1 protein-coding gene is annotated in these 1,508 nt (G+C 59.8%); it reads right to left on the bottom strand.

Translation table 11 applies throughout. The features are described from left to right. Positions 1–75: 75 nt before the first annotated feature. Entirely contained in the window at positions 76–1,461 is a 1,386-nt protein-coding gene (locus R3X27_RS25475; protein WP_317711719.1) for an IS1182 family transposase, read from the bottom strand. Positions 1,462–1,508 lie beyond the last annotated feature (47 nt).

Raw genomic sequence — 1,508 nt, 5'->3', positions numbered from 1 at the left:
GCCGATTCCGTTGAAAAACTCCGTGTCGCTTGCGCAGAAAGTGGGGGCTGGCTGACGGCGCAAGCGCCTTTTCTGTCAGGCGGTTTGCGGTTTCTGCGGTGCCGGAAGGATCTTCGCCAGCTTCCTGAGGTTCTGGGCGGTTGCGGCGAGGAGGAATTCGTCATTGGCTCCGCAGGGGCCACGTAATCGGAGCCGGTTGAGCCCGAGGATGCGCTTGAGATGCGCGAAGAGCATCTCGACCTTCTTTCGGAGCCTCATCGCGATCTCGTACTGGTCGGTCTTGGCAATATCCCGGGCAATCTGGCGGGCGTCTTCATGTTCCTCGCGTGCGACCGATCTGGCGTCAGCATTCGGGCAGCACCGTGCCTTCGATGGACACTCCTGACAGATCAGTTTCAGGGCGCGATATTTGGCTCGACCTTTCCCTGTTGGACCCCGATTGGGGTCGGAATAGTTCCGGCGAAACTGCTTGAGTTCATGACCTTCAGGGCAAATGTATCGGTCGTTCTCAGCATCCCACTCGAAATCCTCCCGGGTCCAGGTGCCGTCCGAACGACCGCTCTTGTCAATAACCGGGATGTACGGATCGATCTTGCGGTCGACGAGCCAGCCCAGCATTGGCCCCGACCCGTAGGCCGTGTCTGCAATCAACCAGTCCGGATCCATATCGAAGTTCTCTTTCACCCGATCCAGCATCGTCCGTGTCGACCCGACCTCTGCCTGCCGGATCGACCGCGTTCCCTCGACATCCACGATCACCCCGTGGTCCGTATCGATCAGGTAATTGTCGGAATAAGAGAAGAATGCTGGGCCCTTGCGCGCTGCCGTCCATTGGCTCGCGGGATCGGAATGGGAGGTGAATTTCGGTTCGACCTCGCTGGCGGCTCCGAACGCCTCGTGATCCAGCACTTCGAGATACTCTTGGACGGCACGCGGCGCGTCCGCCGGATCGATGGCTGTGCGGTCCCACTCCTCCTTCGGCGTCGAGTTCTGTTTGTTGGCATCCGCCTCGATCAGGCTGGCATCCACCGCCAGGCGTTGTCCGCTGACCAGCCCCTCGGCGATGCATCGTGCGACGACGGTTTCGAAGAGATGCCGCAGCAAATCACTCTCGCGGAAACGGCCGTGCCGGTTCTTCGAAAAGCTGGAATGATCCGGGACCGGATCGCTCAAATCGAGCCGACAGAACCACCGATACGCGAGGTTTAGATGAACCTCCTCGCAGAGCCGGCGCTCCGAGCGGATGCCGAAGCAATAACCCACCAGCAGCATGCGGATCAGCAGCTCTGGATCGATCGAAGGGCGCCCGGTATGGCTGTAGAAAGGAGCGAGGTGAGGGCGGATGCTGCTCAGATCGACAAAGGGATCAATCAAGCGGAGTAGATGATCTTGGGGAACATGACCTTCCAGCGAGAACTCGTAGAACAGTGCCGCCTGCGCTTCCTGCCTCGGTCCCATCATCGCCAACATCCCCCGCTTCACCGAGAGAATTGAATCAGCGATCAGGG

The organism is Tropicimonas sp. TH_r6, assembly GCF_033101155.1.
GTDB lineage: Bacteria > Pseudomonadota > Alphaproteobacteria > Rhodobacterales > Rhodobacteraceae > Tropicimonas.
The sequence above is the reverse complement of the archived record's forward strand: the minus strand, read 5'-3'. Positions and strand labels throughout refer to the sequence as shown.

What these genes read in the sequence shown, in the direction of transcription:
- R3X27_RS25475 (WP_317711719.1), bottom strand. Translation starts at nt 1,461, where the DNA reads ATGATGGGACCGAGGCAGGAAGCGCAGGCGGCACTGTTCTACGAGTTC.